This is a genomic window from Stenotrophomonas sp. YJH_SMC_69 (genome assembly GCF_059370495.1).
This window is the reverse complement of sequence record NZ_JCAFTS010000004.1, coordinates 375,586-400,382: the sequence shown is the minus strand read 5'-3', so window position 1 is coordinate 400,382 and position 24,797 is coordinate 375,586. Positions and strand designations below refer to the sequence as shown.

Genomic DNA, 24,797 nt, shown 5'->3' with positions numbered 1-24,797 from the left:
GAGGCCGAACGATGAGTGTGTGGGCGATCGGCGACCTGCAGGGCTGCTATGACGTCACCCAGCGATTGCTGGAGAAGATCCGCTTCGACCCGGCGCAGGACACCCTGTGGTTCTGCGGCGACCTGGTCAACCGCGGCGGGCAGTCGCTGGAAACGCTGCGGCTGGTGCACTCGCTGCGCGAGCACAGCGTGGTGGTGCTGGGCAACCATGATCTTTCGCTGCTGGCCGTCGGTTCGCGTACCGAAGAGGAACAGCGCAAGGTCAACCCGGACCTGCTGCGCATCGTGCAGGCCGAGGACCGCGACGAACTGCTGGACTGGCTGCGCCTGCAGAAGCTGGTGCACGTGGACCGCGAGCTGGGCTGGATGATGGTGCACGCCGGCCTGGCGCCGAAGTGGACCACGCAGATGGCCGAGAAGCATGCCGCCGAGGTCGAGGTGCAACTGCATGGCGCCGGCTACCGCAAGCTGTTCCGCAACATGTACGGCGACAAGCCGAGCTGGGCCCCGAACCTGTCCGGTTACGACCGCTCGCGCGCGATCATCAACGTGCTCACCCGCATGCGCTACTGCACCCCGCGGGGGCGCATCGGCATCGAGGACAAGGGCACGCCGGGCACGCAGGAACAGGGGCTGTATCCCTGGTTCGAAGTGCCCGGCCGGGTCGAGCGCGACCTCAAGGTCGTCTGCGGCCACTGGTCGGCGCTGGGCCTGACCATCACCCAGGGCGTGCACGCCATCGACACTGGCGCGGTCTGGGGCGGCAAGCTGACCGCGCTCCAGCTTGATACCGACGAGCTGCGCGTAGTGCAGGTTCCGGGCCGCGACGTACCGGCACCCGTGCCCAACGCCCGCCCGCCGGCGCGACCGGCGCACGAGCGCCCCGGCGCTGCGACGCAGGGCAAGGAACAGGGCGGCAACGCCGCTGCCACCCCGGGCAACCGTGGCCCACGCCGCCGTCGCCGTCGTGGTGGCGGAGGGGGCGGCGCGGGTGGCGGCACCCACAACAGTCCCCCGCCGCAGGCGTGACGCGGCGCGGCTGGGCACCAGGGACGGTGCTGCTGACGCTGGCCCTGGCCAGCGGCTGCCAGCCCGGCTCGCCGCCTGCTCCCACGGCTGCGGATGGTGCTGCACATGCGCCGACGCAGCCGCAGGCCCCTTCGCCGCCACTGGTGGCCGCAGCCCGCGCGCAGGTCGGCGTCACCACCCGTTACGATCCTGCTTACCAGGTACTGGCCTATCCTGGCGGCGACGTGCCACTGGATCGCGGCGTGTGCACGGACGTGGTGGTGCGCGCCCTGCGCGATCTGGGCCTGGACCTGCAGGCACGCGTGCATGAGGACATGCGCGGCAGTTTCAGTGCCTATCCGGCGATCTGGGGCCTGTCACGGCCGGACCGCAACATCGATCATCGTCGTGTACCGAACCTGATGCGCTGGTTCGAGCGCCAGGGCTGGCAGCAACCGATCACAGCCCTCGCCGCCGACTACGCGGCCGGCGACATCGTTGCCTGGAAGCTCAATGGCAACGGCCTGCTGCACGTGGGCATCGTTTCTGACCGGCGCCTGGCCAACGGCACACCGCTGGTGCTGCACAACATCGCGCGCGGCACGCGCGAAGAGAACCTGCTGCTCCAGCACGCGATCATCGGGCATTACCGGATGCCGTAGGCAATCCTGTAGAGCCGAGCCATGCTCGGCTCCGGGATGTGTCCGCGGAAAGCAGCCGAGCATGGCTCGGCTCTACAGGTGCGTTGCGATCAGCGGCGCACGTAGTGCACGAAGCGGAACGCGTAGGCGTGCCGTTCGTCGGCCGGGTGCGGCTCGCTGCTCACTTCCTGCCAGTCCTGCACGTCCACTTCGGGGAAATGGGTATCGGCGGGGACTTCGGCATCGACCCAGGTCAGGTACAGGTCACTGGCCTGGTCCAGCAACTGGTGGAAGATCTCGCCGCCGCCGATGATGCACAGCTCGCGGGCGCCCTCGCCTTCGGCAATCGCCTTCGCCTCGGCCAGCGACGCCACCGCACGCATGCCCTCGAACGGCACCTGGCCGCTGCGGGTCAGCACCAGGTTGGTCCGCCCCGGCAGCACGCGGCCGATGGACTCGGCCGTCTTGCGCCCCATCAGGATCGGCTTGCCCAGGGTGAGCGCCTTGAAGTGCTTGAAGTCATCCGGCAGGTGCCAGGGCATGACATTGCCCTGGCCGATGCCACGGTTGCGGTCCAGCGCCACGATCATCGACAGCTTCAGGGCGCTCATACCGCCACCGGCGCCTTGATCGCCGGGTGCGGGTCGTAGCCATCGATGCGGATGTCGTCGAACTGGAAGCCGAACAGGTCGGTCACCTCCGGGTTCAACCACAGCTTCGGCAGCGCGCGCGGTTCACGCGACAGCTGCTCGCGGGCCTGCTCGAAATGGTTCGAATACAGGTGCGCGTCACCCAGCGTATGCACGAAGTCGCCCACGCCCAGGCCGGTGGCCTGCGCCACCATGTGGGTCAGCAGCGCGTAGCTGGCGATGTTGAACGGAACGCCAAGGAAGATGTCACCGCTGCGCTGGTAGAGCTGGCAGCTGAGCTTGCCGTCCACCACGTAGAACTGGAACAGGTTGTGGCACGGCATCAGCGCCATCTGCGAAAGCTCGCCCACATTCCAGGCACTGACCACCAGCCGGCGCGAATCGGGGTTGCGCTTGATCTCGTCCACAAGCCACTGCATCTGGTCGATCTGGCGGCCGTCGGCGGTGGCCCAGCTGCGCCACTGCTTGCCGTAGACCGGGCCGAGGTCGCCGTTCTCGTCGGCCCACTCGTCCCAGATGCGCACCTGGTTGTCCTTCAGGTAGCCGATGTTGGTGTCGCCCTTCAGGAACCACAGCAGCTCGTGGATGATCGAGCGCAGGTGCAGTTTCTTGGTGGTGACCAGCGGAAAGCCTTCGGTGAGGTCGAAGCGCATCTGCCAGCCGAACACGCTGCGGGTGCCGGTACCGGTGCGATCACTCTTCTCGGCGCCGTGCTCGAGCACGTGCGCCAGCAGGTCCAGGTAGGGCTTCATGGCTTGCCCTCGGCAGCCACCGGCAACTGCGGCTGCAGCACCGGCGCGCGGCGCGACATCACCAGCAGCACCAGGCCGAAGGCGATCAGCGGCAGGCTGAGGATCTGGCCACGGGTCAGCCAGTCGAAGGCCACGTAGACGCCGTTGTCCGGCATGCGCACGAACTCCACCGCGAAGCGGAACAGGCCGTACATCAACGCGAACAGGCCACCCACCAGGTAGCGGTGGCGCGGCTTGGCCGACACCGCCCACAGCACCACGAACATCACCAGGCCTTCCAGGAACGCTTCATACAGCTGCGACGGATGGCGGGCGTACGGGTTCAATGCGCCGGTGGCGAACTGCGCCTGCAGCGTCGCGTGGTCGAGCTGGTTCAGCGGGGCCGGCAGGCCGGACGGGAACACCACGCCCCAGGTCCCGTCGGTGTACTTGCCCCACAGCTCGGCGCCGATGAAGTTGCCGATGCGCCCGAAGCCCAGGCCCAGTGGCACCAGCGGCGCCATGAAATCCATGGTGTCGAAGAAATGCAGCTTGTGCTTGCGCGACCACCACCAGCAGGCGCCCAGCACGCCCAGCAGGCCACCGTGGAAGCTCATGCCGCCGTCCCACACCTTGAACAGCAGCAGCGGGTTGTGCAGGAAATCGCCCAGCGCGTAGAACAGCATGTAGCCGATGCGCCCGCCCAGCACCACGCCGAGCATGGCGTAGAACAGCAGGTCGGAGAAGCCGTTGGCATCGACGCCCGGCAGGCGCCCCGCGGCAATGCGCGTGCGGCCCAGCAGCCACGCTGCGGTGAAGCCGAGCAGGTACATGATGCCGTACCAGTGCACCTTGATCGGCCCCAGCGAAAGGGCGATGGGGTCGATGTCGTGGAAATAGATCATGGAAAACGCCTGGCGGGAGTACGGGTATTTTAGCGTCCCTGCCCCGCCCGGGGCCGGGGCCGGCACGGGCGGAGGACCACGCCGCAGATCAGGGTTCAGTCCAGGATCTGCGGCGCGTCGGGCAACGCGTCATGCTCGGACCGCGTGGCGGCCGGAAAGTGCCCTTCGATCAGGCTGGAGACCTCGTCGATGGCATCCTGCAATGCCTCGACCGGATGGGCCCCGCGCAGGCCCTCGCGCAGGTGGGTGCAGACCCGCTGCCACTGCGCCGGGCTGACCCGGCCGTGCAGGCCACGGTCGGCAACGATCTCGATCGCGTGATCGGCCAGCAGCAGGTAGATCAGTACGCCGTTGTTGTGGGCGGTATCCCAGGTTCGCAGGCGCGCAAAGGCATGCTCGGCGGCCTGGCGCGGGGTCACCCTGTGCCACAGCGCACCCAGCGGCAGGTCCGCTTCCACCGCGAACATCACCTGCCCACCGTGGCGCTGCTCACCGGCCGCGATGGCCCCGGTGATCGCCTGCAATGTGGCCGGCGGGAAGGCACGCCGCACCGAGGGCGAGAATACATGGCGGAACAGACGTTGGATCATCACCAGCCTCCCGAAGCGCCACCGCCACCGGAACGGCCGCCGCCACCGCCCCAGCCACCACCACCACCGAATCCACCGCCCCCGCCGAAACCGCCTCCGCCACCCCAGCCGCCACCGCCCCAACCGCCACCGCCGGCAAAGCGACCCGGGTGGCCGGACAGCATCGCCACGATCAGGCCGACCACGCCGGCCAGGCCACTGGCCAGCAGCGTGGAGGTGAACAGGAATGCTGCCAGCGCCGCACCCGCGCCGCCGAGCAGGCCGCGCAGCGGACGCGGCACGCGCGAGAAGACCCCGCGCAGGATGCTGCCGGCGAACACGCCGATGAACAGCGCCAGGAACCAGGTATCGCCACCACCACCGGGCTCGCGCCCGCGATGACCGCTGACCGGTGCCGGCAGCGGTTCGCCGTCGATCAGCTTGACCAGCACCGCCGTGGCATCGGTGATGCCGCCGGCATAGTCGCCGCTGCGGAAGCGCGGGACCAGGTATTCCTGGATGACCCGGTTGGCGATGGCATCGGGAATGGCGCCTTCAAGGCCGTAGCCCGGCTCGATGCGCACGCGCCGGTCATCCTTGGCCACCACCAGCAGCACGCCGTCATCCACGCCCTTGCGGCCGATCTGCCATTGGTCGAAGACCCGCGTGGTGTATTGCGCGATGTCCTCCGGCTGGGTGGTGGGCACCACCAGCACCTGCAGCTGGCTGCCTTTGCGCTGCTGCAGCTCGATCGCCTGCTGCACCAGCGCCTGCTTCTGCGTGGCGTCCAGCGTGCCGGTGGTATCGACCACCGGCGAGTCCAGCGCAGGAATCGGCGCCAGCGGCTGTGCCTGCGCTGCCAACGGCAGCCACAGCAGCAGGGCCAGCAGCGCAGTGGCCAGGCGCATCGGTCAATGGCCCGGCTGCGGCGCCGGCTGCTGCTGCGGCGCGTTGCCGAAATCGACCGCTGGCGCGTTGGAAATCTGCGCTTCGTTGTCCACCGTGAAGTTCGGCTTGGTCTTGTAGCCGAAGATCTTGGCGGTGATCACCTGGGGGAACGAACGGATGTAGGTGTTGTAGTCCTGCACCTGCTGGATGTAGCGGCCGCGCGCAACCGTGATGCGGTTTTCGGTGCCTTCCAGCTGGGCCTGCAGGTCGCGGAAGTTCTGGTCGGACTTCAGCACCGGGTAGTTCTCGGTGACCACCAGCAGCCGCGACAGTGCGCTGCCGAGTTCACCCTGGGCCTGCTGGAACTGCTTGAGCGAGGCTTCGTCGTCGGCGTTGACGTTGATCTGGCCGACGCGCGAACGGGCGTTGGTGACTTCGGTCAGCACGCGCTCTTCCTGGCTGGCAAAACCCTTCACCGTCTGCACCAGGTTGGGCACCAGATCGGCGCGGCGCTTGTACTGGTTGAGCACTTCGGACCAGCTGGCCTTGACCGCCTCATCCTTCTGCTGGATGGCGTTGTAGCCGCAGCCGGAGAGCAGGGAGGCCAGCAGCATCAGGGGCAGGACACGGGTGAACAGGCGCATGGCGGAGGTTCCGGGTGGGCTTGGCGCCGAGCATGCCACGGTCCGGGTGAAAGACCGGCCATCGGGCGCCGCCCCCTCCGCGGTGCTGTGTTTGCTGGATATCGGGGTTGGCCGGGAGGGTGGGTTGGCTGGGGGACGTCGTGAATACGTCCATGTAGGCTCGGTCGCGCCATCCATGGCGCTCACGCCCCCAGCCAACCCACCCTCCCGGCCACGGACAATTTCCTGCGCACCGCGGGAAGATCAAGAGAAAAATCAAAAGCAAAAGCCGGTTCTTCAGGCATTCGTGTCGACCAAGGTCGACACCTACCAGAGCGGGGCGCCGTTACGACAGATCGCGGGAATCTGTCGAAGGCGGGGTGGGTCCGGTTGAGGGGGCGTGAGCCGCATGGATGCGGCGACCGAGCTTACATGGACGTACTTGCAGCGTCCCCCTCAACCGGACCCACCCCGCCAACCCACGGAATGCAGGCTTTTGCCGTTGACGTTGATTCGGCGGGTGCAGGGCTGCAAGCCCTGCCGTAAACCCTCTCCCCTCAGCAGGCCTCAGCCACCGCGGTGCGGGGACGCCCCAGCCACGCCAGCAGCAGGCCCGATGCCGCCAGCAGGCCACCGGCCACCGGAATCGCGGCATAGCCCAGGCCCGAGCTGATCACCGCACCGCCCAGCGCCGCACCCACCGCATTGCCCAGGTTGAACGCACCGACGTTGATCGACGACGCCAGGCCCGGCGCCTCGCTGGCCGCCTGCATCACCCGGATCTGCAGCGGCGGTACGAGGGCGAAGGTCGCCGCGCCGAACAGCAGCACACCGAGGGCGGCGGTGGCGTGGCTCATGAAGGCCAGCGGCAGCACGAACATCAGCACCGCCAGGACGGCCAGCAGGATCCGTGTGGCGCCATCCAGCGACCAGTCGGCCATGCGCCCACCGATGCCGTTGCCGAGGGTGAAGCCGATACCGATCAGCGCCAGCGAGATCGCGATGAAGGTATTGGAGGCGCCGGTCAATTCGGTCAGCACCGGTGCGACGTAGGTATAGAGGGTGAACATGGCACCGGCGCCGAGCACGGTGGTGGCCATCGCCAGCAGCACCGGCGGCTGCAGGATCGCCTTCAGTTCGCGGCGCACGTCCGGGCGCGGCCCCGGTGCAGATGCCGGCAGCGCGAAGCCCAGCGCGGTGATTGCGATCAGGCCCAGCGCCGCAGTACCGGCGAAGGACAGGCGCCAGCCCAGCTGCTGGCCGACCCAGGTCGCCAGCGGCACGCCGCCGATGTTGGCGATGGTCAGGCCCATGAACATGGTGGCCACGGCGGCAGCCTGCTTTTCCTTCGGCACCAGGCTGGCGGCGACCACCGCACCGATGCCGAAGAAGGCACCGTGGTTGAGGCTGGTGACCAGGCGCGACAGCAGCAGCAGCCCGTAGTTCGGCGCCAGCGCGGACAGCAGGTTGCCGACCACGAAGATGGACATCAGCAGCATCAGCGCGGTGCGCTTGCCGAAACGGCCCATCAGCAGGGTCATCACCGGCGCGCCCAGCATCACGCCCACGGCGTAGGCGGTGATCAGCATGCCGGCGGTGGGGATCCCAACGCCCACGCCGTCGGCGATGACCGGCAACAGGCCCATCGGGGCAAATTCGGTGGTTCCAATGGCGAAGGCGCCAACGGCAAGCGCCAGCAAGGCGGCTCTGGAATTCATGGGGGGTTTCCTGGGGGGCGGGAATCGGGAGTGCGTAGCCTGCGCGCTTTGCTGCGCCGGATTAAGCCTCGGCCCGGGAAAACACTGTTGATCCTGATTCACAAGTGGAGGCCGGAACGCCGCCACAAGTGCAAAAACCGCAGCGCCGTTCGTTGTAGAGCCGCGCCCCACAACGCAGAACCCCCGGCCAGGCCGGGGGTTCTGGGTGGCACACGTGCCAATGGCGCGCTTACCAGTTGCCGGCGCCCGGCACGTTGTGTTCGCGGGCGCGGCGGCGCATCAGCAGGTTCAGCCACTCCACCAGCACCGAGAAGCCCATCGCGGCGTAGATGTAGGGCTTGGGCACGTGCACGTCCAGGCCGTCCAGGATCAGCACCGCACCGATCATCAGGATGAAGGCCAGGGCCAGCATCTTCACGGTCGGGTTGGCGTCGATGAAGCGGCCCAGCGGGTTGGCGGCCAGCAGCATCACCAGCACCGACAGCAGGATGGCCGCCACCATCACCGGGATGTGGTCGGCGATGCCGACGGCGGTGATCACCGAGTCAAGCGAGAACACGATGTCGATCACCGCGATCTGGGCGATCACGTAGCCGAACACGGCCGAGGCCTTGGTGGTGCTGGGGTCTTCGTCCTCGCCACCGCTGATCAGTTCCTTGATCTCCATGCAGCCCTTGATGATCAGGAACAGGCCACCAACGATCAGTACCAGGTCGCGGATGGAAATGCCCATGCCGGCCACGGTGAACAGGTTGGCCGCCATGTGCGCCAGGTAGGCCAGCGAGACCAGCAGGCCGATGCGGGTGATGCAGGCCACCGCGATGCCCAGCTTGCGTGCGAACGGACGACGCTCTTCCGGCAGCTTGCTGACCGCGATGGAAATGAACACCAGGTTGTCGATGCCGAGCACGATTTCCAGCGCGCTGAGCGTGAACAGGGTCACCCAGGCATTGGGGTCGGCGAGGAACTCAAAGGACATGGAAACTCTTCAAGGCAGTGGGGGAATGGGGTTTCAGCCGTAGCTGCCGGCCAGCGCGTGCGGAACCACGACCAGCGCCCAGCACAGCAGCACGTTCATCATCAGCACGAACACCGCTGCCGAGCCCATGTCCTTGGCGCGGCCAGCCAGCTCGTGGATCTCGCTGCCGTAGCGTTCGATCACCGCTTCGATGGCCGAGTTGGCAAGCTCCATCGCCAGCACCAGCAGCATCGAGCCGATCAGCAGCGCGCGTTCGACCGGGGTCTGGCCCAGCCAGATCGCGACCGGAGTCAGCATCACCAGCAGGTATACCTCCAGCCGGAACGAGGACTCGTGCAGCCAGGCGGCGCGCAGGCCCTGCCAGGACCAGCGGGCGGCCTGGAAGATGCGGCGCGGACCGCGGGGCATGTGGCCGAACTGATCAGCCACGGGTGGAACATCCAGCAACAGGGGCGCGGCGCAGCGACCGCTCAGACGCACGGCAGGAAATCATGGGTGCACAGGAATAGGCAGATGGCCGCCATTTTGCCACAAGGCCGCCAACCGCACCCCGCACCGGCCCGCTGAACGGCCTGCCAGGGGCAAGCACCGGGCTGGGCCGTGCTTCTATGATGGAGCTCCCCTTGCCTGCTGGAGCGCCTGATGTCCCGTCGCCGTACCTGCCTGCTGATGCTGGGCCTGCTGACTGCCGCACCGCTTGCCCAGGCCCTGAGCCCGGCCAGGCCGCCGCAGGTGCCCGAACAGGTCTCCAATGTGGCCTGGGCCGGCGACATGGCCCGCTTCGCCAGCGCCGACCAGGCCAACCCGCCGCCGCGTGGTGGCATCGAGTTCATCGGCAGCTCCTCGATCCGCTTCTGGGAGAGCCTGGCCACCGACTTCCCCGGCCAGCCGGTGTTCAACCGCGGCTTCGGCGGTTCGGAAGTGCGCGACAGCACCTGGTATGCCGGCCAGATCGTGGTGCCGTATGCGCCGTGCAAGGTGTTCTTCTACGCCGGTGACAACGACCTCAACAGCGGCCGCAGCGCCATGCAGGTGCGAGATGACGTGGTCGCCTTCGTGCAGCGCGTGCACCGCGACCTGCCGAAGACCAGGGTCGAGTACCTGTCGATCAAGCCGAGCCCGTCGCGTGCGCACCTGCTGCCGGCGATCAACGAAGCCAACGCGCTGATCAAGGCTGCGCTGGCCAGGCTGCCCAACACCGGCTTCACCGACATCTACACGCCGATGCTCGGCGCCGATGGACAGCCGGACGCGACGCTGTTCCGCGAGGACATGCTGCACATGACCCCGGCCGGCTATGCGATCTGGACCAAGGCGCTGGCGCCGAAGGTCAACTGCAACTGAGGCACTGTGGACGTCGGGCATGGCCCGGCGCTACCGCACCCCATCCACGCATGGCCTGGATCTACCGACATTTCAGCGGGATGGGGTCAGAGCCGGTTGCGCCGCAACGGGATCCGACCCCGGCAGGTCGCCGCGTTACCGGAAGACCACCGTGGCTTCGGTGCCCTTGCCCGGCTGGCTGGCCAGGCTGACCTTCCAGCCGAAGCGGTCGCACAGCCGGCGCACGATCGACAGGCCCAGGCCGGTGCCCTGCGGGCGGCTCGGCTCGGCGCGGTAGAAGGGTTCAAACGCGCGCGACAGCGCCTCGGCGGACATGCCGATGCCGGTGTCGCGCACCACCACCCGGTCATTGAGCACGTGCACGTCGATACGCCCTTCGTCGGTGTAGCTGCAGGCGTTGCGCACCAGGTTGCTGACCACCACCTGCAGCACCCGCGGCGGGGCGTGCAGGTGCACCGGGCCTTCGCTGTGCAGGTGCACTGACACCAGACGCGTACCCAGCAGTTCGTTGGCGTTGTCCACCTCGTAGCGGACGATGTCGTTGACGTCGAACAGCTCGATCTGGGGTTCGACGTCGGCCTCGCGGGCCAGGATCAGGAACGCGTCGATCACCGCTTCCATGTCACGGCCGGCGCGCTGGATGCGCTGCAGGCTGCGGCGCAGGCGCGGCTGCAGGGTTTCATCGCCCAGGGCCATGTCGCTGGCCACGCGGATGACGGTCAACGGCGTGCGCAGCTCGTGGCTCGCATCGCGGGTGAAATTGCGCTCGCGCGCCACATGCGCGCTGACCCGGTTGGCCAGCGAATGCAGCGCGGCCGCCAGCTGCCGGGTCTCGCCCTGCATGTCCGCGGGCAGCTTGTTCGGTTCCAGGTCGGCCGCCTCCGGGTGGCCCGGGTCCCAGCGCGAGACGCGCCGTGCCAACCAGTTCACCGGCGACACCAGGCGCTTGGAGGCCCGGTAGGTGACCCAGCTGGCGCCATACACCGCCAACAGGGTCAGCAGCACCGGCACGATGCCGAACCAGAACGCCAGCATCTCCGCACGCGAACGCAGGAACACCAGGTACAGGCGGCCGGCCGGACGCACATCGACCAGTACCAGCTGGTCATCCTTGGGCAGCTCGTGGAAACCGGGTTCCAGGTTGCGCAGGTTGGCCGGCAACGACAGCGCCGACTGCCCGCTTTCCAGCAGGTAGCCGCGGATGTTCTGGGTGTTGGGCGGTGGCTGCACCGGCGAGGCCTCGTGCAGCGTCCAGTAATAGGCCGCTTCCTCGCGCAGGGCGGCGCCGACCAGGCTGTGCTTGATCACCAGCGAAACCAGCCAGGCACCGAGCAGGATGCCCAGGCTGGCCAGGACTGCCTGCAGGATGAAGGCGATACGGATCTTGCGCGGCAGGCCGTGCGGCATTGCGGGGTCCCGGTCAGAGCGCTGCGATTATAGGCAGCGCGCTGCGCCGTAGTCGTGCACGGAGGATGACCGGCGGCAGTGCCGGCCGGTCATCCGTGCCCGGTGCGGGGTCGTTGCCCGGCCGGGCCTGATGCTGCACCGGCCTGGCCCCGATCAGGCCATCGGCTGGGCGATATCGGCAATGCGGTAACCGGCGCTCTGCACGGTGTGCAGCAGCGGACGGTCGAACGGCTTGTCGATGATCTTGCGCAGGTTGTACAGATGGCTGCGCAGGGTGTCCGAATCCGGCAGGCCATTGCCCCAGATCTCGCGTTCGATCTCCTGGCGGGTGACCACGCGCGGCGATTCGCGCATCAGGATGGTCAGCAGGCGCAGGCCGATCGGCGACAGCTGCAGTTCGGTACCGGCACGGGTGGCCCGCATGCTGACCGGATCGAGCACCAGGTCGGCGACCTTCAGCACTTCCGAACCCACCTGGCGGCGTTCACGGCGGATCAGCGCGCGCAGGCGGGCTTCCAGCTCCTGGATCGCGAACGGCTTGGTCAGGTAGTCATCGGCGCCGAAACCGAGGCCGGTGAGCTTGTCGTCCAGCGTGTCGCGTGCCGTGAGCATCAGCACCGGGGTGGACTTGCGCGCATCGTTGCGCAGGCGACGGCATACTTCGATGCCATCCAGGCGCGGCAACATGAGGTCGAGCACCACGACGTCATAGCTGTTCTCCGCCGCAAGGCGGTAGCCATCCAGGCCGTCCTGTGCATAGTCGACTTCGAAGCCGCGACCTTCCAGGTATTCCCCGATCATCTCGGAGATGTTGCGGTTGTCTTCGACCACCAGCACCAAGCCGGAGGTCTCCTTCGTCTGACGCATGTGATTCCCTCTAACTTCAGCTTTGTGAAACATGCCGGATCGACGGTGGACGCGATGTGAAGTTCCGTCAAGAGGGTTGTAAATCGTTCAGAGCAGGGGCCGCAGGAGTGGCCAGACGTTGTCCAGCACCCTCGATTGCGCCTGCGCCGTGGGGTGCAGGCCATCGGCCTGCATCATGCCCGGCTGCAGGGCCACGCCCTCCAGCAGGAACGGCAGCAGCGGCACCTTGTACTGCGTGGCCAGCGCCTTGTAGGCCGCCGCCAGGCGCTGGCGGTAAGCGGGCCCATAGTTGGGCGGCACGTCGATGCCCAGCAGCAGCACCCTGGCGCCGGCCTTCTGGCTGGCCTGTACCATCTTTTCCAGGTTGCCCTGCACCTGTGCCGGGGTCAGCCCGCGCAGCGCGTCGTTGCCGCCCAGCGCGATCACCACCACCGTCGGCTTTTCCTTCGCCAACAGGCCCGGCAGGCGGGTCAGCGCGCCGGCCGTGGTTTCCCCGCTCATGCTGGCATTGACGATGCGCGCCGGTGTTTTCGACTGTTGCCTGACCCGCTGCTGCAACAGGCTGACCCAGCCGGCGTCGGCAGGGATATTGTGGGCAGCACTGAGGCTGTCGCCGAGCACCAGCACCGTACCTGCCGGGTCTTTGGCTCCGGCCAGCCCAGGCAGCAGCAATCCCAGCAGCAGCACCATCATCGCGCCGGCTCGCCGGCTCCATCCCGTCTTGCGCATTGGAGTCTCCTCATCGACAGCCTGTCCCCCCGCAGCACGCCCGTCGCCATCGCCGTCGACCAGGTCGGCAAGTCCGTGCAGGGCCCGGAGGGTGAAGTCCACATACTGGACAACATCACCCTGACCGTCCATGAAGGCACCAGTGTGGCCATCGTCGGCGCTTCGGGGTCCGGCAAGACCACCCTGCTCGGCCTGCTGGCCGGACTGGACCTGCCCAGCCGCGGCCACGTCGCGCTGGCGGGCCAGAACCTGGGCGACCTGGATGAAGAAGCACGGGCCCAGCTGCGCGCGCGTGCGGTCGGCTTCGTGTTCCAGAGCTTCCACCTGCTGCCGGCGCTGACTGCCGCCGAGAATGTCGCGCTGCCGTTGGAACTGGCCGGACGCGAGGACCGCGCGCGGGTGGACGAGGTGCTGGCGCAGGTCGGCCTGGCCCATCGCGCCCGCCACTACCCGCGCCAGCTGTCCGGCGGCGAGCAGCAGCGCGTGGCGCTGGCACGTGCCTTCGTCACCCGCCCGCGCATCCTGTTCGCCGACGAACCGACCGGCTCGCTGGACCACGCCACCGGCCAGCACATCAGCGACCTGCTGTTCGAACTCAACGCCGGCAGCGGCACCACCCTGGTCCTGGTCACCCACGACCTGCGCCTGGCCCAGCGTTGCCAGTACATCCACCGCATCGATGACGGCCGCCTGCTGCCGGTCGAGCGTGGGGCACAGGCATGAACGTGCTGCGCCACGCGTGGCGCGCGCTGCGCCGCGAGGCGCTGGCCGGCGACCTGCTGACCGTGTTCGCCGCGCTGGTGCTGGGCGTGGCGGTGATGACTGCGGTGGGCACGCTGGTGAACCGGGTCAACCTGGCGCTGACCGGCAGCGCGGCGGAAATGCTCGGCGGCGACCTCGGCATCGCCGGGCGCGATGATCCGCCGCAGGCATTCGCCGACGAGGCGCAACAGCGCGGCCTGGCGCATACCCGCATCGCCAGCTTCGGCAGCGTGCTGTTCAACGGCGATGCCAGCCAGATGGCCAGCATCAAGGCGGTACAGGCGGGTTATCCGCTGCGCGGCACGCTGCGCGTCCGGGCCACGCCCGGCGGTGCGTTGATCGCCGATGCCGGCATGCCGCCCAAGGGCCAGGCCTATGCCGACCCACGCCTGCTGCAGGGGTTGGGGCTGAAGGCCGGCGATGACCTCGAGTTCGGCGCCGGCACGCTGCGCATCGCCGGCATCATCGAGGCCGAGCCGGACAGCGGTGGCGACCTGCTGACACTCTCGCCCACCCTGCTGGTCAACCGCGCTGATGTGGAGGGCACGGGCCTGCTCGGCCCGGGCAGCCGTATCAACTACCGGCTGATGTTCGCCGGCGCAGCGGAGCCGATCGCGGCGCTGCGCCAGTGGCTGCTGCCGCAGGTGAAAGGCCTGCGCCTGCTGAGCGTGGACGACACCCAGCGTGGCGTGCGCCAGGCATTCGATCTGGCCGGGCGCTTCCTCGGCCTGAGCGCGCTGCTGGCGGTACTGCTGGCCGGTGTGGCCACCGCGCTGGCGGCCAACCGCTTCGCCCTGCGTCGCATCGACCAGGTGGCGATCCTGCGCTGCCTGGGCGCACGCCAGCGCGACATCCTGCTGGGCCTGGCGCTGCAGCTGCTGATGCTGGCGGTGCCAGCCTGTGCGCTCGGCATCGGCCTGGGCATGGCCGCGCAGGAAGGCCTGGTGCAGGTGCTGGGCAGCCTGGTGCCGCAGCGCCTGCCGCTGCCGGAAGCGATGCCGGCGCTGACCGGTGCCGGCATCGGCCTGCTGCTGCTGTTCGGCTTCGGCCTGCCACCGCTGCTGCGCCTGCGCGGGGTGCCGCCGATGCGGGTGCTCAACCGTTCCTTCGCCGCCCTGCCGCCGGCGTCGCTGCTGGCCTATGTGGCGGCGCTGGCGGCCAGCCTGCTGCTGGCGGTGCAGGTCACCGGCGATCTGAAACTGGCGCTGTGGGTGCTGGGCGGCCTGGCCGCGCTGGCGCTGGCGGCCGGTGCGGTCGGCTTCGTGCTGCTGCAGCTGCTGCGCGGCCTGCAGCACCGCCTGCATGGCAACTGGCGGTTGGGCCTGGCCGCGCTGACCCGGCGCCGGCTGCTGGCGGTGATGCAGCTGGTGGGGCTGTCGCTGTCGCTGTGCGCGTTGTTGCTGCTGGCGGTGACCGGACCCGGCCTGCTGCAGCAGTGGCGCGAGCGCCTGCCTGCGGATACGCCGAACTACTTCCTGATCAACATCCAGCCCGAACAACGCGACGGTGTGCTGGCCGCATTGCGTGGACTGGGCGCCGGCGACGCCAGTATCGAGCCGATGGCGACCGGCCGTCTGATCGCGATCAACGGCAAGCCGCCGCTGCGCGTGGACCAGGCCGCCGCCGAGGGGAACGGCGCGAACAACGGCCCGCGCGAGGACGACGACGAGAACCGGCCGCTGAACTTCAGCTGGCGCAGCAGCTTCCCACCCGCCAATGCGCTGCTGGAGGGCCGCTTCTGGCAGGCCGGCAGCACCGCGGCGGAAGCCTCGGTGGAAACCGGCTGGGCGCGGCGCTACGGCGCGCACCTGGGTGATCGCATTACGATTTCCGTAGGCGAGCAGCAGCGCGAGTTCACCGTCACCAGCATCCGCAAGGCGGACTGGAACACATTCCGCCCGAATTTCTTCGTGCTGTTGAACCCCAATGCGGTGGGCGATACCCCGCACAACCTGCTGTCGGCCTTCCATCTGCCGTCCGGCAACGCGGCCGGGCTGGGCGAGCTGGTGCGCGCGCAGCCGAACCTGTCGCTGCTGGACGTGGACGCGGTGATCTCGCAGGTGCGCGATGTGATGGAGCGCGTGGCGCAGGCAGTGCAGCTGGTGATGGTGTTCAGCCTGCTGGCCGGCGTGCTGGTGCTGCTGGCGGCGCTGCAGGCCACCGCCGGCGAGCGCCGCTACGACAGCGCGGTGCTGCGCACGCTGGGCGCGACTCGGCGCCAGCTGCGCGGCGCGGTGCTGGTGGAGTTCGGCGCGCTGGGCACGCTGGCGGCGTTGCTGGCGGTGGGCGCGGCCGCAGCGATCGGCGTGGCGGTGTCGCAGAAGGTGTTCGAGCTGCCCTTGCTGCCGCCGTGGCCGGGCCTGCTGATCGGCGGCGTGGTCGGCATCGGCTTGAGCCTGCTGGCGGGCTGGTGGGGTACGCGGGCGATCCTGCATACGCCGCCGGCATTGGCGCTGCGCGAGGCCTGAATCGGTTGCGCCTCCGGATGGCGTGCCGAGCAAGCCCGGCCCCCACCGGCAGCCGGTGAATGCGGTGCCGGGTACCCCCGGCACCTCTCTCCATCGCGGCGATCAGCCTTCCTTCGGCGCCTTTTCCACGTACTTGGCGAACACCTCGTCGATCTGCTTGTCCTTCACCTTTTTGCCGGACTGGATCGCTTCGGCCTGGGTGAACAGCGGAATGATCATCGCCATGCCATCGATCTTGGTCTTCAGGTGCACGCCCGGGGCCTGGCCGAGGAAGCCGTCCCAACGCTGGCGCACCTTGGCCCAGTAGCCGGCAGTGGCCTTCCAGTAGTCACGCGCCGGGGTGAAGTCGACCTCGGTGGTCTTCACGTAGTCGTTGAAGCCGAACTCGCGTGCGATCTCCACCTGGCTGCCGTCGGCGTTGCGCTGCACCTTGGTGTTGAACTGCTCGTGGGTCCAGCCATTGGGCGTGAGCGTGTGGCGGTTGACGACGGCCAGCGCGTTGTAGTCGCTGCGCTTGGTGTACTCACGGCGCGGCAACGGGCGCCAGCTGAGGTCGCTGGTCCAGCTCGGCACGTTGTTGGTGTAGCTCCATTTGCCGGTGCCGCAGTAGCGCGGTGCGTCGCTCACTTCGTACACGCACTGGGTCCAGGCGCCCTGGTTCACCGCCGCGGGAATGCGGCGTACCTGCCAGGTCTGGTCGGCGCTGAACTCGAATCGGTTCGGTGCTTCGTAGACCCAGTCCTGGCGCCAGTGCTTGGTGATGTGGCCGCTCTTCTCGTCCAGCAGCAGGTGCTGCAGCACGATGCGCTTCGGCGTGTCCTCGACCACGATCACCAGTTCGTTGCCGCCGCTGCGCATCGCCGGGGCGCGCTCGTAGCCGGGCTTCAGCAGCACGGTCTCGTCGAATGCGAAATCGACGGTGTACTCGCCCTGCATGGCAAGGATGCTGTCGTGGTCGCGGGCGATGCCGGAGGGCTGCGCGCTGGCCACGCCGCTGGTGGCGAGCAGCAGCAGGACGCTGGCTGTCTGGAGCTTCATCGGGGTCTTCCTTCGGGGTTGCAGATGCAGTGAGAGGCCGTCCGTGGCCGACAGGCGTTCCATCGGGAAAGGGTTACAGCCGGATCAGCGGCAGGTCGCCGGGAACCCGCGGCGCCGAGCGACGTGCAGCATCGGCGCAGCAGCAATCGTCGATCGCCAGCTCGCCTTCGGCACCTTCCAGCCGCGCGATGCGACGCGCGGTGGCTGCGCCCAGCGAGGACAACGTCGACAGGCTTGCAGCCAGGGTGCGGCCGTCGTCGGCGGCATGCAGGCGCAGCGCGCACAGTCGCCAGCGCTGGCCACCGAGATGGCCGGCCAGGCGCCGCCACAGGCGTTCGCCGACACTGCCCTCGCTGTCATGCTCCGGGCCCGGCGGCAGCGCCGCGACCAGCCGGTCCCAGGCCAGGAAATCGCTGTCGGGCAACAGGTACAGCCGCCACACGCAGCGGCCGCGGGCATCGAGGAAGCACAGGCTTTCGCGCACGCCCTCGCTGTCCACGCCCTGGCAGGCATGCACGCGTACTGCCTGGCGCCAGCCACCGAGCTCGTTGCCGTCGGCGCGGTACAGGCACAACACGGTGCCGAGCGTGGCCAGCTGTGCCGGCGTCAGCCAGGCCGCGCTGCCCTGCGCGGCGATGGCGTCGTTCCTGCGTGCGGACAAGGCTCGGCTCATGAGGTCACCAGGAAACGGCAAGGCTGGCGGAGAGGGTGCGGCCCGGGCTGGTATAGCGGTCCAGCACGCGGCTGCCCGGCGACAGCGTCGAACCCACGTTGGACCAGTCGATGTAACGCTTGTCGCCCAGGTTGAACACGCCGACGTTGAAGGTGGCGCCCGGGGCGAAGTTCCAGTGCGCCATCAGGTCGGCCACGCCGTAGCCGGCCGGGCGGTACACCGTGGCGGCGGTGACGCGGTCCTTGCGCTTGACGAAGGTACCGGCCAGTTCGACGCCCCAGGTGTCGGTGTCGTACATCAGGCCGATGGTGCCACGCAGCGGGTCGACCGAATCCAGCGGGGTGTCTTCGGTCCTGTTGTCACCGCGCGACCAGGCCACCGAGCTGCGCAGGGCCCAGCCCTGCAACGCCGGGCTGATCTGGCCAAAGTCGACGCCGGCCTTCATCTCGGCACCGTAGATGCGCGCATCCGCGATGTTGCGCGACTGGAACACCATCAGGCCCTGGGCGTTGGTGCCGACCAGCGACTGCGACTCGATGAAGTCCTTGTACTCGTTGTAGTAGCCGCTGAGGCTGACGTAGGCCGCTGGCGACAGGAAGCGCAGCCCCAGCTCCATGCCGTCACTGGTTTCCGGCTTCAGGTCCGGATTGGGAATGGCGGTGTAGCCGAAGGCGAAGTTGGTGAAGCCCAGGTTGACGTCGTTGTACGGCGGCGAGCGGAAGCCATGCGAATAGCCGGCAAACAGCGACCATTCGTCGGTGAAGCGATAGACCATGCCCAGCTTCGGCGAGACGCTGGTCTTGGTCAGCCTGGCCACCGCAACGCCGGGATTGTCGTCGGCGAAGATGCTGTCCACCTCCGGCTTCAGCTCGTAGCGGTCCACGCGCACGCCCGGCACCAGCGACAGCTTGCCGTTGGCCATGCGCATTTCGTCCTGTGCGTACAGGCCCAGCTCGGTGGTCTTGCTGATCGGGAAATCGCGCACCGGGAAGGCGTCGGGCAGGATGGTGGTGCTGGTCTGGCCATTGGCCAGCACCTGGTAACCGTCGCGCTTCTGGCGGATCTCGGTATGCGCGCCCTCGAAACCGTAGGTCAGCGCGTGTTCGACGCTGCCGGTGCTGAACGCCTTGTTGAACTGCGCCTGCAGGCCGTAGACGCGCTGGTCGAAGTTGAACGCGCGGTGGCGGCGGCTGCGGTTGGCGCGGTCCTCATCCGTGATCTGGGTGGTTTCGCTGTGCTGGGTATACAGCTGCCAATACAGGCTGTCGGCGAAGCCCTTGTCCAGCGCATCCATTTCATGGGCGAACGACACGCGGGTGCGGTTCTGCGTATCGCGCGCCTTCATGCCGGTGGTGGTGGTGCGGTCGATCGAGGACAGCACGTTGGTATCAGTGTTGTCTTCGTTGCCTTCCACGGTCAGGCGGAAGCGCTGGTCCTGGCTGGGTGCATAGACCAGCTTGGCCAGGCCACTGCGACCATCGCGGTCCTGCAGGTTGGGCGCGGTGCGGGTGTTGTCGAGGCTGCGTACATCACCCTTGTTGCCGGTTTCCTGGCCCTGGCGATGGTTGATGTTGACCATGCCGCTCCAGTGTTCGCCGCCGAACGCGCTGGTCACGCCGCCGAGCAGGCCCTTCCACTCACCGTCGTAGCCGAACTTCAGGCCGACGTAGCTGTCCTTGCCATCCTTCAGATAATCGGCCGGATCCTTGGTGACGAAGGCCACCACACCCCCGAGCGCGTCGGACCCATACAGCGAGCTGGCCGGGCCGCGCACGATCTCCACGCGCTTGAGCGTATCCAGATCGGTGAAGTTGCGGTTGGCGTTGGAGAACGAGCCGATGTTGAAGCTGGTGGGCATGGCGATGCCGTCGGTCTGCACGCGCACGCGGTTGCCGTCCAGGCCACGGATGCGGATGCTGCCAAGGCCGAAGCGCGCGGCGCTGCGGCTGACCGACAGGCCCGGCTCGTAGCGCAGCAGATCCTTGATGTCCTGCACCAGGTGCCGGTCCATCTGCTCGCGGTCGATGACGTCCACGGTGGCCGCCACATCGCTCACCGCCCGCTCGGTGCGGGTGGCGGTGACCTGCACACGGTCGAATTCGCGCGCATCGGGCGCGGCGGTGGCCGCGGCAGCAGCATGGGCGGACAGCGGCAGGGCCATCCAGACGGCAAGGCAAAGGGCGGTAGGGCGGGTCATCGGGTTCGTTCGGTCAGGCAGGGGAACCCCCGGTTACCGGCACACCCGGAGGGTGCACGCGGTAGACCGAGGGGGAGAGAGCGGGAGCGGACGGGTCGCCCACCCTGTCGGCGCGGCCGGCAGGAGGGAGGGGGGCGGGCGACCAGGCCGCGATTACTTGGTCAGGATCAGCTTGTCGTTGCTGGTGTGCCGCAGGCGATAGAAGCGGTCGCCGTGCTGGATCAGGATTTCACGACGGCCCTTGAGCAGGGCTTCGCTGTCGATGACCTCTTCCGGCGGAACGACACGGACCGGACGATCGCGGAGGGTCAGCGTTTCGGGGCGCAGCAGTACAGGTTGAGCATTCATGAGCATCTGGACTCGTGCGAGGGACGAGTCAAATGATAATGATTCTCAGTTGACAATCAACAACCATTCTCAATTTGATTGATGAGATTAATGATCGAATTCTGAAATTCGATAGATCATGTCAATCAAATGGCGACGCAGCCGTGTAGAGTCGACTCTACCGAGGCCCCCGAGGCCCGGTCGGCCCCCGGGTTCAGGCGAAGGCGGCTTCGACGTCGGCCCAGCCGGCGGCGTCGACCTGCTCCAGCACCTCCAGCGCCTGCAGGTTCTGCAGCAGCTGGCTGACCCGGCTGGCACCGAGGATCACGCTGGAGACGTTCGGGTTGCGCAGGCACCAGGCGATGGCCAGCGTGGCCGGCGCCTGCCCCAGCGCACGCGCCACTTCGCTGAAGCGGCGCACCTGGGCCAGGCGGGCCTCGGCGTCGTCACCCAGCACCAGCGCCTGCAGCCATTCCATGCCCTCGCGGCCCAGCCGCGCATCGGCCGGAATGCCCTGGTCGTACTTGCCACTCAGCAGGCCCGAGGCCAGCGGCGAGAAGATGGTGGTGCCCAGGCCGGCACCGGCATACAGCGGCGCGTACTCGACCTCGACCCGTTCGCGGTGCAGCAGGTTGTACTGCGGCTGCTCCATCGACGGGCCCTGCAGGTTGCGCGCCTCGGCGATGTCCAGCGCCTGCTGGATCTGCACCGCCGACCACTCCGAGGTCCCCCAGTAGAGGATCTTGCCTTGCCGCACCAGGGTATCCATGGCATGCACGGTCTCGGCGACCGGCGCGTCCGGATCCGGGCGATGGCAGTAATAAAGGTCCAGGTAGTCCACCCGCAGGCGCTTGAGCGCCGCATGGCAGGCGTCGGTCACATGCTTGCGCGACAGGCCGCGCTGGGTCGGCCGTGGGTCCTTGGCGCTGCCGAAGAACACCTTGCTGGAGACGCAGATGCCGTCGCGCGGCAGGCGCAGGTCGGCGATCACATCGCCCATCACCTGTTCGGCGCGGCCGTTGGCATAGCCCTCGGCGTTGTCGAAGAAGTTGACGCCGTGGTCCCAGGCGGCGGCCACCAGGTTGCGGGCCTCGTCGCGCGGGATCTGGTCACCGAAGGTCACCCAGGCGCCGAAGGACAGGGCGGAAATCGGCAGGCCGGTGGAGCCCAGGCGACGGTATTGCATGCGAATCTCCTGCTGCGGGCCCGCATCCGGGCCGGGATCGAGCCCCATTCTACCTGCCGCCGCCGGCCGCAAGCCCTTGCCGTTGCTGGCCTGATCGGTACCGATAGATGCGCGCACGCTGCTTTTTCTTGCCCCGGCCCCTGCCCTGCACTAGGCTTCCCGTTTTTCGCGACGCCCCAGGGGAGTCACTCACATGGTCGAAGGTTTGGGCAGGATCGGCTTCGGCCTGTTCGGGTTGGCGGTGCTGATCGGCATCACCTGGTTGTTTTCCAACAACAAGCGTGCGGTTGACTGGAAGCTGGTTGCCACCGGTATCACCCTGCAGATCGCGTTCGCGGCGCTGGTGATCCTGGTGCCGGGCGGCCGCGACGTGTTCGATGCGCTGGGCAAGGGCTTCGTCAAGGTTCTCAGCTTCGTCAACGAAGGCTCGGGCTTCATCTTCGGCTCGTTGATGGACACCAAGAACTACGGCTTCATCTTCGCCTTCCAGGTGCTGCCGACCATCATCTTCTTCTCGGCGCTGATGGGGGTGATGTACCACCTCAACGTCATGCAGGCGATCGTGCGCGTGATGGCGTGGTCGATCACCAAGGTGATGCGCGTGTCCGGCGCGGAAACCACCAGCGTCTGCGCCAGCGTCTTCATCGGCCAGACCGAGGCGCCGCTGACCGTGCGCCCGTACATCGCCAGGATGACCCAGTCCGAGCTGCTGACCATGATGATCGGCGGCATGGCCCACATCGCCGGCGGCGTGCTGGCGGCCTATGTGGGCATGCTCGGCGGTGGCGACCCGGCGCAGCAGGCCTTCTACGCCAAGCACCTGCTGGCAGCGAGCATCATGGCCGCACCGGCCACCCTGGTCGTGGCCAAGCTGCTGATTCCGGAAACCGGCACCCCGCTGACCCGCGGCACGGTGAAGATGGAAGTCGAAAAGACCTCCAGCAACATCATCGACGCGGCCGCTGCCGGTGCCGGTGACGGCCTGAAGCTGGCGCTGAACATCGGCGCGATGCTGCTGGCCTTCATCGCCCTGATCGCGCTGCTGAACGCCCCGTTGACCTGGATCGGCGAGGTGACCGGCCTGGCCGCTGCCATCGGCAAGCCGACCAACCTGTCGACCATCTTCGGTTACGTGCTGGCCCCGATCGCCTGGGTGATCGGTACCCCGTGGGCTGATGCCACCACCGTCGGTTCGCTGATCGGCCAGAAGGTCGTGATCAACGAATTCGTCGCCTACACCGAACTGTCGCAGATCGTGAACGGCCAGGTGGCCGGCGTGAGCCTGTCCGAGGAAGGTCGCCTGATCGCCACCTACGCGCTGTGCGGCTTTGCCAACTTCAGCTCGATCGCGATCCAGATCGGCGGCATCGGCGGCCTGGCCCCGGAACGTCGCCACGACCTGGCCAAGTTCGGCCTGCGCGCGGTGTTGGGCGGTACCATTGCCACCTTCATGACGGCGACCATCGCCGGCGTGCTGACGCACTTCAGTTGAACCCTTGGTTGAGAAAAGATTCCCTATGAGCAGCAGTGTCGTTGTCGTCGGTTCCTTCAATGTCGATCACGTGTGGCGGTGTGAGTCGCTGCCGGCACCGGGTGCGACCATTGCCGGCCGCTACAGCACCGGCCCCGGGGGCAAGGGCTTCAACCAGGCGGTGGCGGCCTGCCGCGCCGGTGCCGACACGCACTTCGTGTGCGCGTTGGGCGATGACGCCGGTGGCGCCACCGCGCGTGAACTGGCTGCGCAGGATGGCTTCGCGCTGATCGCCGAGGCCAGCAGCGAACCGACCGGCACCGCGGGCATCTACGTGGACGCGCGTGGCCGCAACACCATCGTGATCGGCCCGGGTGCCAACGCCGCGCTGGGCACCGATTTCCTGCAACAGCAGCAGGCCCTGCTGACCCGCGCCAAGGTGGTGCTGGTGCAGCTGGAATCGCCGGTGCAGACCATCGAAGCGGCGCTGGCCACGGCCCGCGAGGCCGGTGTCACCACCGTGCTCAATACCGCACCGGCCGATGCGCCCTCGACCATCGGCCTGCTCAAGCTGGCCGATGTGATCACCCCGAACGAAACCGAGTTCGCTGCCCTGCTCGGCCGCCATGTCGGTGAGCGCGTGGATGCCAACGACGTCGCCGCGCTGGATGGCGCCAGCCTGCACGCGCTGTGCCGCAAGCTGGTCGGCAACGGCACCGTGGTGGTGACCCTGGGTTCGGTGGGCGTGTTCGTGTCGCATGCCGACGAGAACCTGCGCGGCGATACCCAGCCGTACTACCGCGTGGGTGCCGAACAGGTGCAGGCGATCGACACCACCGGTGCCGGTGACGCCTTCAACGGTGCGCTGGCCGCGTCGCTGGCGCAGGTGGCCGACGCCCCGTTCGCCCGCCACGTGCGCTTCGCCAACCAGTTCGCCGGCCGTTCGACCGAGAAGGAAGGCGCCGCTGCGGCGATGCCGCGCTTCACCCCGGCCGACGCTGAAGCCAGGTAATTCCACGCCACGCGTGGATGACAAGGCCCGGGCGTGCAGACACCCGGGCCATTCTTTTGCCCATTGCCCAGCCCCTGCGACCGCCTGTCGCATTGCCCACATCCTGCCCCTCGCCCACCATCCGCGCAGCTTCCTCGCACGGGCAGGACATGGACGGATTCCCCTGGCTGCTGGTCGCGGCCGCCGGCAGTGCCGTGGCGGCGCTGCTGCATATCGGCTGCATCGCCTTCGGCGCCGCGTGGTACAGGTACTTCGGTGCCGGCCAGCGCGTGGTCCGGCTGGCGCATGCGGGGCACTGGTGGCCACCGCTGATGACCGCCGGCATCACTGCCGTGCTGGTGGCCTGGACCCTGTACGCACTGGCCGCCGCGGGCTGGCATTCGCCGCTGCCGGCCAGCCGCCTGGTCCTGCCCGGCATCGCCGCGCTGCTGTTGCTGCGTGCCGCGATGGGCTTCGGCCTGGCGCTGTTCCGGCCGGGGTACAACGGCACGCGCTTCTGGGCGGTCAGCTCGCTGGTCTGCCTGGGCCTGGGGCTGGCCTTCGCGCTGGGTACCCGCCAGGCCTGGCAGAGCCTGGGGTAGCCGCCCACCATCGCCCGCCCGTGG

25 protein-coding genes are annotated in these 24,797 nt (G+C 68.1%); 8 read left to right on the top strand and 17 right to left on the bottom strand.

Annotated elements, in window-relative coordinates; all coding sequences use genetic code 11:
* Positions 1-11: 11 nt before the first annotated feature.
* The gene (locus AC5P8F_RS09670; protein WP_014645985.1) at positions 12-1,028 is read left to right on the top strand and encodes a symmetrical bis(5'-nucleosyl)-tetraphosphatase; all 1,017 of its coding nucleotides are present in this window, start codon (positions 12-14) and stop codon (positions 1,026-1,028) included.
* Entirely contained in the window at positions 1,025-1,669 is a 645-nt protein-coding gene (locus AC5P8F_RS09665) for a DUF1287 domain-containing protein (protein WP_495220011.1), read from the top strand. The genes AC5P8F_RS09670 and AC5P8F_RS09665 overlap by 4 nt, the downstream gene beginning before the upstream one ends.
* 89 nt (positions 1,670-1,758) lie before the next feature.
* On the opposite strand, the gene AC5P8F_RS09660 is transcribed toward AC5P8F_RS09665, so the two are convergent.
* The 9 genes from AC5P8F_RS09660 to AC5P8F_RS09620 all read right to left on the bottom strand — a co-directional run bounded on the left by AC5P8F_RS09660 (position 1,759) and on the right by AC5P8F_RS09620 (position 9,140).
* Positions 1,759-2,250, bottom strand: coding sequence for a dihydrofolate reductase (locus tag AC5P8F_RS09660; RefSeq protein ID WP_495220026.1), 492 nt, complete (start codon positions 2,248-2,250; stop codon positions 1,759-1,761).
* A gap of 5 nt (positions 2,251-2,255) precedes the next feature.
* Complete coding sequence (locus AC5P8F_RS09655; protein ID WP_075077063.1) at positions 2,256-3,050, bottom strand: thymidylate synthase; 795 nt, start codon at positions 3,048-3,050, stop codon at positions 2,256-2,258.
* Entirely contained in the window at positions 3,047-3,934 is an 888-nt protein-coding gene (gene lgt / locus AC5P8F_RS09650) for a prolipoprotein diacylglyceryl transferase (protein ID WP_046428907.1), read from the bottom strand. Before lgt ends, AC5P8F_RS09655 begins: the two co-directional genes overlap by 4 nt.
* A gap of 95 nt (positions 3,935-4,029) precedes the next feature.
* Positions 4,030-4,524: a TPM domain-containing protein gene (locus AC5P8F_RS09645; RefSeq protein WP_262094084.1), complete on the bottom strand. Its 495-nt coding sequence runs from the start codon at positions 4,522-4,524 to the stop codon at positions 4,030-4,032.
* A complete protein-coding gene (locus AC5P8F_RS09640) occupies positions 4,524-5,411 on the bottom strand; it encodes a TPM domain-containing protein (RefSeq protein ID WP_180886897.1) in 888 nt (295 codons plus the stop codon). The genes AC5P8F_RS09645 and AC5P8F_RS09640 overlap by 1 nt, the downstream gene beginning before the upstream one ends.
* A gap of 3 nt (positions 5,412-5,414) precedes the next feature.
* Positions 5,415-6,035, bottom strand: coding sequence for a LemA family protein (locus tag AC5P8F_RS09635; protein WP_005415338.1), 621 nt, complete (start codon positions 6,033-6,035; stop codon positions 5,415-5,417).
* Between the two features lie 536 nt (positions 6,036-6,571).
* Entirely contained in the window at positions 6,572-7,732 is a 1,161-nt protein-coding gene (locus tag AC5P8F_RS09630) for an MFS transporter (protein ID WP_014645977.1), read from the bottom strand.
* A 229-nt stretch (positions 7,733-7,961) separates the two neighbouring features.
* Positions 7,962-8,711: a TerC family protein gene (locus tag AC5P8F_RS09625; protein WP_005408127.1), complete on the bottom strand. Its 750-nt coding sequence runs from the start codon at positions 8,709-8,711 to the stop codon at positions 7,962-7,964.
* 33 nt (positions 8,712-8,744) lie between these two features.
* Entirely contained in the window at positions 8,745-9,140 is a 396-nt protein-coding gene (locus tag AC5P8F_RS09620; protein WP_014036025.1) for a diacylglycerol kinase, read from the bottom strand.
* Positions 9,141-9,353: 213 nt separating this feature from the next.
* Here AC5P8F_RS09620 and AC5P8F_RS09615 point away from each other — a divergent pair, with 213 nt between their 5' ends.
* Positions 9,354-10,055: an SGNH/GDSL hydrolase family protein gene (locus AC5P8F_RS09615; protein WP_014645976.1), complete on the top strand. Its 702-nt coding sequence runs from the start codon at positions 9,354-9,356 to the stop codon at positions 10,053-10,055.
* Positions 10,056-10,190: 135 nt separating this feature from the next.
* Here AC5P8F_RS09615 and AC5P8F_RS09610 read toward each other — a convergent pair whose 3' ends face one another.
* The 3 genes from AC5P8F_RS09610 to AC5P8F_RS09600 all read right to left on the bottom strand — a co-directional run bounded on the left by AC5P8F_RS09610 (position 10,191) and on the right by AC5P8F_RS09600 (position 13,058).
* A complete protein-coding gene (locus AC5P8F_RS09610; RefSeq protein ID WP_164077288.1) occupies positions 10,191-11,462 on the bottom strand; it encodes an ATP-binding protein in 1,272 nt (423 codons plus the stop codon).
* A gap of 153 nt (positions 11,463-11,615) precedes the next feature.
* Positions 11,616-12,329, bottom strand: a complete 714-nt coding sequence (locus AC5P8F_RS09605; RefSeq protein WP_002811889.1) for a response regulator transcription factor — start codon at positions 12,327-12,329, stop codon at positions 11,616-11,618.
* Between the two features lie 87 nt (positions 12,330-12,416).
* A complete protein-coding gene (locus AC5P8F_RS09600) occupies positions 12,417-13,058 on the bottom strand; it encodes an arylesterase (protein WP_032956728.1) in 642 nt (213 codons plus the stop codon).
* 75 nt (positions 13,059-13,133) lie between these two features.
* Between AC5P8F_RS09600 and AC5P8F_RS09595 the strand changes: the two genes are divergently transcribed.
* Positions 13,134-13,781, top strand: coding sequence for an ABC transporter ATP-binding protein (locus AC5P8F_RS09595; RefSeq protein WP_075076551.1), 648 nt, complete (start codon positions 13,134-13,136; stop codon positions 13,779-13,781).
* The gene (locus tag AC5P8F_RS09590) at positions 13,778-16,288 is read left to right on the top strand and encodes an ABC transporter permease (RefSeq protein ID WP_049440166.1); all 2,511 of its coding nucleotides are present in this window, start codon (positions 13,778-13,780) and stop codon (positions 16,286-16,288) included. Before AC5P8F_RS09595 ends, AC5P8F_RS09590 begins: the two co-directional genes overlap by 4 nt.
* 102 nt (positions 16,289-16,390) lie before the next feature.
* Here AC5P8F_RS09590 and AC5P8F_RS09585 read toward each other — a convergent pair whose 3' ends face one another.
* The 5 genes from AC5P8F_RS09585 to AC5P8F_RS09565 form a co-directional block, all read right to left on the bottom strand.
* Complete coding sequence (locus AC5P8F_RS09585) at positions 16,391-17,326, bottom strand: DUF6607 family protein (protein WP_164077289.1); 936 nt, start codon at positions 17,324-17,326, stop codon at positions 16,391-16,393.
* Positions 17,327-17,399: 73 nt separating this feature from the next.
* Positions 17,400-17,999 (bottom strand): Hemin transport protein, encoded by a 600-nt coding sequence (locus tag AC5P8F_RS09580; protein ID WP_329768599.1) that lies wholly within the window; start codon positions 17,997-17,999, stop codon positions 17,400-17,402.
* A 4-nt stretch (positions 18,000-18,003) separates the two neighbouring features.
* The gene (locus tag AC5P8F_RS09575) at positions 18,004-20,196 is read right to left on the bottom strand and encodes a TonB-dependent hemoglobin/transferrin/lactoferrin family receptor (RefSeq protein ID WP_425604385.1); all 2,193 of its coding nucleotides are present in this window, start codon (positions 20,194-20,196) and stop codon (positions 18,004-18,006) included.
* A gap of 153 nt (positions 20,197-20,349) precedes the next feature.
* The gene (gene hemP / locus AC5P8F_RS09570; protein ID WP_005412278.1) at positions 20,350-20,544 is read right to left on the bottom strand and encodes a hemin uptake protein HemP; all 195 of its coding nucleotides are present in this window, start codon (positions 20,542-20,544) and stop codon (positions 20,350-20,352) included.
* A 193-nt stretch (positions 20,545-20,737) separates the two neighbouring features.
* Positions 20,738-21,709: an aldo/keto reductase gene (locus AC5P8F_RS09565; RefSeq protein ID WP_014645969.1), complete on the bottom strand. Its 972-nt coding sequence runs from the start codon at positions 21,707-21,709 to the stop codon at positions 20,738-20,740.
* A gap of 193 nt (positions 21,710-21,902) precedes the next feature.
* Here AC5P8F_RS09565 and AC5P8F_RS09560 point away from each other — a divergent pair, with 193 nt between their 5' ends.
* The 3 genes from AC5P8F_RS09560 (at position 21,903) to AC5P8F_RS09550 (ending at position 24,773) form a co-directional block, all read left to right on the top strand.
* A complete protein-coding gene (locus AC5P8F_RS09560) occupies positions 21,903-23,201 on the top strand; it encodes a NupC/NupG family nucleoside CNT transporter (protein WP_014645968.1) in 1,299 nt (432 codons plus the stop codon).
* Between the two features lie 25 nt (positions 23,202-23,226).
* A complete protein-coding gene (locus AC5P8F_RS09555) occupies positions 23,227-24,192 on the top strand; it encodes a ribokinase (RefSeq protein ID WP_014645967.1) in 966 nt (321 codons plus the stop codon).
* 149 nt (positions 24,193-24,341) lie between these two features.
* Positions 24,342-24,773 carry a hypothetical protein gene (locus tag AC5P8F_RS09550; protein ID WP_049406097.1) on the top strand — a complete coding sequence of 144 codons (432 nt, stop codon included), beginning with the start codon at positions 24,342-24,344 and terminating at the stop codon, positions 24,771-24,773.
* The last annotated feature ends 24 nt before the right edge of the window (positions 24,774-24,797 follow it).

Excerpts from the sequence above, each read along its gene's own strand:
- AC5P8F_RS09580 (WP_329768599.1), bottom strand. The coding sequence starts at position 17,999 with ATGAGCCGAGCCTTGTCCGCACGCAGGAACGACGCCATCGCCGCGCAG.
- AC5P8F_RS09575 (WP_425604385.1), bottom strand. The coding sequence starts at position 20,196 with ATGACCCGCCCTACCGCCCTTTGCCTTGCCGTCTGGATGGCCCTGCCG.
- AC5P8F_RS09555 (WP_014645967.1), top strand. The coding sequence starts at position 23,227 with ATGAGCAGCAGTGTCGTTGTCGTCGGTTCCTTCAATGTCGATCACGTG.
- AC5P8F_RS09610 (WP_164077288.1), bottom strand. The coding sequence starts at position 11,462 with ATGCCGCACGGCCTGCCGCGCAAGATCCGTATCGCCTTCATCCTGCAG.
- AC5P8F_RS09565 (WP_014645969.1), bottom strand. The coding sequence starts at position 21,709 with ATGCAATACCGTCGCCTGGGCTCCACCGGCCTGCCGATTTCCGCCCTG.
- AC5P8F_RS09560 (WP_014645968.1), top strand. The coding sequence starts at position 21,903 with ATGGTCGAAGGTTTGGGCAGGATCGGCTTCGGCCTGTTCGGGTTGGCG.
- AC5P8F_RS09585 (WP_164077289.1), bottom strand. The coding sequence starts at position 17,326 with ATGAAGCTCCAGACAGCCAGCGTCCTGCTGCTGCTCGCCACCAGCGGC.
- hemP (WP_005412278.1), bottom strand. The coding sequence starts at position 20,544 with ATGAATGCTCAACCTGTACTGCTGCGCCCCGAAACGCTGACCCTCCGC.
- AC5P8F_RS09670 (WP_014645985.1), top strand. The coding sequence starts at position 12 with ATGAGTGTGTGGGCGATCGGCGACCTGCAGGGCTGCTATGACGTCACC.
- AC5P8F_RS09645 (WP_262094084.1), bottom strand. The coding sequence starts at position 4,524 with ATGATCCAACGTCTGTTCCGCCATGTATTCTCGCCCTCGGTGCGGCGT.
- AC5P8F_RS09600 (WP_032956728.1), bottom strand. The coding sequence starts at position 13,058 with ATGCGCAAGACGGGATGGAGCCGGCGAGCCGGCGCGATGATGGTGCTG.
- AC5P8F_RS09625 (WP_005408127.1), bottom strand. The coding sequence starts at position 8,711 with ATGTCCTTTGAGTTCCTCGCCGACCCCAATGCCTGGGTGACCCTGTTC.
- AC5P8F_RS09635 (WP_005415338.1), bottom strand. The coding sequence starts at position 6,035 with ATGCGCCTGTTCACCCGTGTCCTGCCCCTGATGCTGCTGGCCTCCCTG.
- AC5P8F_RS09655 (WP_075077063.1), bottom strand. The coding sequence starts at position 3,050 with ATGAAGCCCTACCTGGACCTGCTGGCGCACGTGCTCGAGCACGGCGCC.
- AC5P8F_RS09605 (WP_002811889.1), bottom strand. The coding sequence starts at position 12,329 with ATGCGTCAGACGAAGGAGACCTCCGGCTTGGTGCTGGTGGTCGAAGAC.
- AC5P8F_RS09615 (WP_014645976.1), top strand. The coding sequence starts at position 9,354 with ATGTCCCGTCGCCGTACCTGCCTGCTGATGCTGGGCCTGCTGACTGCC.
- lgt (WP_046428907.1), bottom strand. The coding sequence starts at position 3,934 with ATGATCTATTTCCACGACATCGACCCCATCGCCCTTTCGCTGGGGCCG.
- AC5P8F_RS09550 (WP_049406097.1), top strand. The coding sequence starts at position 24,342 with ATGGACGGATTCCCCTGGCTGCTGGTCGCGGCCGCCGGCAGTGCCGTG.
- AC5P8F_RS09640 (WP_180886897.1), bottom strand. The coding sequence starts at position 5,411 with ATGCGCCTGGCCACTGCGCTGCTGGCCCTGCTGCTGTGGCTGCCGTTG.
- AC5P8F_RS09590 (WP_049440166.1), top strand. The coding sequence starts at position 13,778 with ATGAACGTGCTGCGCCACGCGTGGCGCGCGCTGCGCCGCGAGGCGCTG.
- AC5P8F_RS09630 (WP_014645977.1), bottom strand. The coding sequence starts at position 7,732 with ATGAATTCCAGAGCCGCCTTGCTGGCGCTTGCCGTTGGCGCCTTCGCC.